This is a genomic window from Methanospirillum sp. (genome assembly GCF_028679455.1).
In the GTDB taxonomy this organism is placed as follows: Archaea; Halobacteriota; Methanomicrobia; order Methanomicrobiales; family Methanospirillaceae; genus Methanospirillum.
The window spans coordinates 1-6,470 of record NZ_JAJRBM010000108.1 but is presented as its reverse complement, the minus strand read 5'-3'; the positions used below and the strand labels follow the sequence as shown (position 1 = coordinate 6,470).

At 47.5% G+C, this 6,470-nt stretch carries 6 protein-coding genes; 1 reads left to right on the top strand and 5 read right to left on the bottom strand.

Annotated features, from left to right (window positions below):
- On the top strand, positions 1-542 hold a 542-nt coding region (locus tag LUQ50_RS03725), incomplete at its 5' end, for a PAS domain-containing protein (protein ID WP_300036374.1).
- A gap of 103 nt (positions 543-645) precedes the next feature.
- Here LUQ50_RS03725 and LUQ50_RS03720 read toward each other — a convergent pair.
- From LUQ50_RS03720 to LUQ50_RS03700, 5 genes are all read right to left on the bottom strand, one after another.
- Entirely contained in the window at positions 646-900 is a 255-nt protein-coding gene (locus LUQ50_RS03720; protein ID WP_300036371.1) for a SemiSWEET transporter, read from the bottom strand.
- Positions 901-1,024: 124 nt separating this feature from the next.
- Entirely contained in the window at positions 1,025-1,723 is a 699-nt protein-coding gene (locus tag LUQ50_RS03715; RefSeq protein WP_300036368.1) for a hypothetical protein, read from the bottom strand.
- A gap of 511 nt (positions 1,724-2,234) precedes the next feature.
- Entirely contained in the window at positions 2,235-4,490 is a 2,256-nt protein-coding gene (locus LUQ50_RS03710; protein ID WP_300036365.1) for an RND family transporter, read from the bottom strand.
- Positions 4,491-4,506: 16 nt separating this feature from the next.
- Positions 4,507-5,895, bottom strand: coding sequence for an S-layer protein (locus LUQ50_RS03705; RefSeq protein ID WP_300036361.1), 1,389 nt, complete (start codon positions 5,893-5,895; stop codon positions 4,507-4,509).
- Positions 5,896-6,023: 128 nt separating this feature from the next.
- On the bottom strand, positions 6,024-6,470 hold a 447-nt coding region (locus LUQ50_RS03700; protein WP_300036358.1), incomplete at its 5' end, for a MarR family transcriptional regulator.

Sequence of the window (6,470 nt, the reverse complement as noted above, 5' to 3'; positions counted from 1 at the left end):
TTCATCTCTCCCATACTACTGATGCAGGGGGGAACCAGCTCTGCACCATCTTTTCAGCACTCGATATCACCGAACAGCGGATGATTGAGGAGTCACTCTCGATGATGTATCACCATCTCGAGGAGGCAATTGAGCACGTAGGTGATCCCACGTTCATTCTGGACAATCATCGGAGAGTGGTTGCCTGGAACAACGCGATGGCTGCCCTGACCGGCGTGCACCGGGATGATGTCGTAGGAACTGCCGGATATCGGGATGCCTGTAAGGTGTTCGAACCCTCAATTCCCCTGCTTGCCGATCTGATAGATATTCCAGTCAGGGAATTGATTCGTGATTATCCTGATGTCTCACGATTTGGTTCCGGTATGTTTACGGAGTCGTTTGTTCCCTCTCTGCATAGCGGGAAAGGGGCCCTTATCTGGGCAAAAGCATCTCCGATCCTGAACGCAGCAGGTAAGTCTATCGGGGTGATTCAGACGATGAAGGATATGACAAACTGGAAGCGGATCGCAGAAATCGGATCTTCCCGGGAAGCAGTGTGATCCCACGTTTCAATTCTGTTATGAGATACTCCTCTTTTACGATGCCAGTATCCGCCACGGACTGCTGGTTGCCTTATGTATCCCTATGTTGTAAAAAAACAAATCAAGGGAAGCGTATCTTCATGGTGGTTATAGCGAATAGGAGAATAAGCGTGATGCCATTAGCGAGAATTACCGGAATTTCACCGATAACGAGGCCGTATATGAACCAGAGTGTCATACCGGTCATGAGCAGCAGGAGCATGCTGTAACTAATATCGTGGGCATGACGGGTCTTATAGGTCCGCCATACCTGAGGAAGAAAGGCAACCGTGGAACAGAATGCCGCAATGTATCCGGTTGCATAGATAAGATCCATGATGTTGTGGTAAGGATACTTCTGGTCTACAATATCTATATCTGATTATGTAATCCGGAACGGTTACAAAAAGAAAATGAACCCGTTTATGGTATACTCAGTCAACGGGTGACTGTGAAACCGGTTATTTTGTCTCGTACTTCTTGAGTGTCGTTGTGATCTTCTGGATTCGCTCAAAGCTGATGGTCTTCAGTTTCTTTGCCGCGATATCATAGATAAGGGTCTGGGACAGATCTGTCTCTTCTGCAAACCTGGTCAGGGTGATCTTTTTCTTGGTGCTCAGATCATTCAGCCGGTCTGCGATACTCTCGGGAATCGGAACCATGGTGTTTGCTGCCGGTTGTACCAGTTTTCGTCCCCGTTTCGCCGGAGTCTTTGCTGCTGGTTTAGCAACCGGCTTTGCCGGTGCTTTTACTGGTGCCTTGACAGTTGGTTTCGCCGGAGTTTTTGCTGCTGGTTTAGCAGCAGGCTTTGCTGGTGCTTTTACCGGTGCCTTTGCGGTTGGTTTTGCCGGAGTTTTTGCTGCTGGTTTAGCAGCAGGCTTTGCCGGAGCCTTGGCGGGTGCAGCCTTTGGAGTTGCCTCTTTTGCTGCTAACTGACTCTTTACACTCTTCAACTCAGTCTGCAGGGTTGCGACCGACTTATTCAGTTGCATGAGTTGCTTCGCCTGAAGATCAATGACCTTTCTCATATCCGCAATATCAGTGGTCTCTGGCTTCACAACCGCCTTGGATACTGATTTTGTTACCGGTTTCTTAACTGGTGCTGCCGCCTTTACTGGTTTCTTCTGTACTGCCACTTTTGTAGATGGTTTTATTGCCATAATTTCCCCCCATACCAGATTATCGTGCAACCCCTCCAACGAGTACACACGATAGTGTTATTACTGATCTCTACGGTATCAGTATTAATCAGGATCCCTTCATATTATGAGTAAGATATTTAAAAATATTTAGGCTATTTTTGATCCTTCAGACAACTGGAAGAACATAAGTGAAAAATCTCCATTGAATTCTGATCGTCAGATCCGGGTGTAGACCAGCAACATTTTTTAAAATTACTCGAATAATGAGTTTAGATTATCATTATTTCTGCTTGTCAGGCATTATGAGGATATGCTGGTATCAACCAGATTTGGTTATTTTTTCTCGTGCGATCAGATGCGTGCGGCATTTAACTTTTCAGGAATATTCCATAAAATCAGACTTGAATATTTAGATACAAGTGCTCATCTGCCTGAAAAACCATGTTGATGATCATGGGGGGCTGTTCGGTATGCTTCCCGTTAGTAAGAACAATAAAAACGGAGATTATGAACACTATTGCCAAAAAAATTACTTGTGTGAGTGAGTGAGGTGCAGAACCTCTTCCACTTCTTCTTCCAGTTCTTCAACCCCGTGTATGATCTTATCAACGAATGCAAGAATTGCAGGCATTCCTGCAATTGCCCCTATCAATGAGAAAAGCACGGCGATAATGGTGGTAAGACCGAAGTTGGAGATGATTGGGAAGGTCGAGAGAATCAGTGCAGAGAACCCGAAGAATGTTGCAAATCCTGAAACCATGATTGCAGATCCGATCTTGCTCACACTGTTTCCCAAGGCTTCGATCACATTTGGAGTCTTCTCTTTCTCCTCGATATAACGCTCCATAACAAGGATGGTATACTCTGCTGCGACACCAATGGTCATCGACCCAAGGCAGGCAGTCATGACGTTATAATCGATACCCAGCACATACATTGCTACGGCGTTCCATCCGACAACGGCGGCAATCGGCACAATCGGAGTGATTGCATTAATGTTCCGGTAGACAGCAGCCAGGAACAGAACAACAAGCAGGAATCCGGTATAAGTGATGAGGTCCTTACTCTCAACGATATCAGTGACGAGGTTGGTAAATACCGCGAAACTGCCGGTTACATCCGCTTTAATCCCTGGTGGAGGAGGATACAGTTTGAGATCACCTTCGATATCATCCTTGAGATCACTCTTGGTTGTCGTTGTTAGTTTAACCGTGTAAAACTGAATTACTGCTTCATTATTTCCATTTACATATGAGTTTCGGACGCTCTCTGGGATCTTTGCCAGGGCTGCATCGAGTTCACTCTGGGTCTCCGGTACCACCCCGTTGTTGTAGGTGATCACATAATCAGCGATGCTGGTGCCTCGTGTGATCTTCGACCTGGTTTTCACCTCCAGATCCGTAAACTCCTTCATCCATTGGACTGAATCGAATGAGAGGACGTTGGATCCGTGAATCACTATCGGTGCTGAATCAGTGGATCCTATCGTCCGTGTCACCTTATCAAGGGTGGTTTTCGCTGGCATATCAGGCGGTACGAACGAATTTTCATTCGTATTAACCGGAATCCTGGGATCTAACTGGATACCGATGAACGCAACAAACAGGATGACCATCAGAACCGGAACCGGTCGTTTTCCGATCCATACCGCTGTTTTTGAGAGAACCGAATCCACGATGACCGCCTGTTTTGATACACCGTGCCCTTTTGCCTGGTAATTGATTAGGATTGCGATCAGCGGGATTCCGATAAGTGACGTGAGGTAACAGGTCACTACTCCGATGATACTGACCATCCCGAACCCCTGCATCATCGGCACTGGAGAGATGAACATTGCAAAAAAACCCATGCAGGTCGCGAGCATGGCGTACATTACTGCTGGGCCGGTTTTGGTTATCGTGGTCCTGATAGCCTCGGACAGCGGATTATCCCTGGCCTCTTCTTCAAGACGCGAATGAAACTGAATGGCGTAATCGATACCAAGACCAATCATCACCGGAAACGCAGAGATGACGGCCATACTAATCTTGACTCCTGCAAGGCCGATGAATCCAAAGGTAAAGATAAGCCCTGCGGTTACGATCACCACCGGTAGGAACCGGTGATTGACATAGCCAAAGAGGAGTCCCATCACGAGCACCATCAGAACCAGTGCTGCCAAAATGAGGGTCCCCATTGACTTCCCCATTTCGGTCTTCATCTGCTGCTGGAACGCTGAAGATCCGGTTAATTTGATCGAAATTCCCGGAGGGGGATTGGTGCTGTCTATGAAACTCTGTAAATTTGCCAGTGTTGTGGTCTTTTGTGCATCGGATAACCCGGAATCGAGACTGATACTGGCCATGTTCAGCATCCCTGAAGGGACATACCCTTTGCGGATGTTTTCAGGGACCTTTGCCAAAACCTCGTTCATCTCTCCTGACGATGTAGGGAGCACCCCGTTGTTTAAAGACTTGATGATATCAGCGATACTGGTAATCGAAGTAACATGTCCGAGTCTTTTGATCGGTTCCTCTATCGAATCGAGGTACTGGAGCAGTACCGGGCTTGTCGAGTCACCAGACTCAACAAGCAGGATCACTGTCTCTTTCTGAAATGTCTCGGTATAATGATCACTCAGAATTCCCTCAGGGGAGTTCTTGTTCATGTAGGTACTGTTTCCGGTCTCCATGGTGACCATAGTCATTACAATAAGGGAGATGACCATCAGTACCAGAATGGTCTTTGACAGGGTACCTGGTTTGGCTACGATCAGATCAGCGATGCGGGAAAAAAGTGAAGGCATGGTCTACCTCCGAATTTCACCGATTCTGCTGTTTACGTCGGTGTTCATAGAGGTAATATCCGCCACCGAGGATGAGGACAATGATGAGACCGATAAAAACAGGGCTGGATACAATTGCTGCCAGACCCTCTGTTGAGACTACGTTGATAGGAACCTTGATGGTGTCTGATACATGACTGTCGTCAAGAGCATCCCGGTATTTCACCTCTGAATCAAGCCCGTAGAGTTTAGTGTCAGCGGTTGCATCGACAGTGAGGCCGAACCTGGCAACCTTGCTCTCTCCTGGCTTGAGATCTCCGAGGTAGGAGAGGTCATCAGCACTGGTGAACGGATCAACCGCACTGACCCGCACTTCTGCCCCGTACACCGGGACTGACCCGTCATTGCGATAGGTTACTTCAACGAACTCCTTCTTTCCCGGGTGCATTTCTGGTGTATCGCTGGTGATGGTAAAATCAACATCTGCCCCCACAGGGATGCCTACCTTCTGGGTCGGTGTAACCATGGTCTCGCCGTCTGCATTGTCATAGACTACCGATACGGCGATTGGATAGTCCTGAGGTTCTGCATCCTTGGATACGCTGACTTTGTACTTTGCAGCAACAGTTGCCTCCGGTGCAAGGGTTCCGACATAGACGCTGCTTGAAACCGGGACAATTGGTGAGTTTCCGCTTCTGGAAAGGTTTGCTACCGCGTTCTCTCCGGTATCAGTACCCGAGTTCTTCAGAGTAAGGGTGATAAAACCAGAACCACCAGCGTTGATGTTTTCGGTCTTCACATCAGTAATATCGATATTAATGGCAGACTGGATGATGAACGGCAGATCAAAGGTTACTTTCTTGTCAACATACCGGTAGGTGACACTGTCGGTTCCCTGCTGTTCTGCATTCTGGAGGTAGGTATAGTTCAGTTCGACTGGAAGGTTGTATTCTCCTGCTTTTGCATCATCCGGAATCAGAACCTCGAAGGTAGCCGGAATACTCTGTGAACCTTTAATATCCCCAATCATCTGGGGATCAGATTTGATCAGGGCCGGGCTGTTGCCTGACAGAAGTGAGACGGTCACCATCTTTGCGGTACTTGGGTTATCTTCGGTATCTATGATGCCAGTCTGGACAAACTTGATCTCGTTTAATCCTGAATTTTGTACCTGGAGCTTGAGTGGTACGGTAGTACCAGGGGTGAACTCGTTATTCCCCACGATACTGACGGTAAGAGTCGGAGATCCCGACATATACTTGGTTCCCGCAAGGGCCGGTGAGGCGATGCAGGCGGTTAAAACCAAGGATGCAATAACCAGCATCAGGACGGTGCCTGATGCCGTGATACCTGAACTGATCTTTCGTGATTGTTCAGGTTCTGAACGTTTGAATGGGGTCATGATTGGTTGTAAAAATGATTTCATGTGATCTCTCCAATGTGTAAAACCGGGAAGATTCCATTATGGGGTGGTATGTTCCCGGCTTTTTCCCCGGCCCTGAATGAGGTGTGAGGAGGAAATGTTCAGGCCGAAGGAGTAGTTGTAGACGATCATTAGGGAATTTTCGAGACTATCTCAAGGAATTGTTCACCAGATTGATGGAGGGCTTTCAGATCGTTGTCTTGAAGGTTTTCGATACGTTTCTGGATCTGGAGTCTGATCTGCTCTTTTAATGAATGAAGTCTTTTATTCCCTTCCGGGGTAATGCTGATGTTGATCACCCTTCTATCATCTGGATCATAATGCCGCTCCACAAATCCTTCCCTGATGAGTGCATCCACCAGGGTTGTCATGTGTGGTTTTGAGATGTAAAGCAGCTTGCCCAGGGTGGACATTGAGAGTTTTTCGCGGGTGCAGAGTTTAAGCAGGACTCGTAACTTTGCCTCCTGAATTCCTGATACGGCTTCGCGTTCTGCCATAAAGAGTATGTTATGATAGAATTCCAGCATCTGCATCAGGCAGTCAAGTGCCTGGGTTTCTACTGTCTTGTCCATAATCCC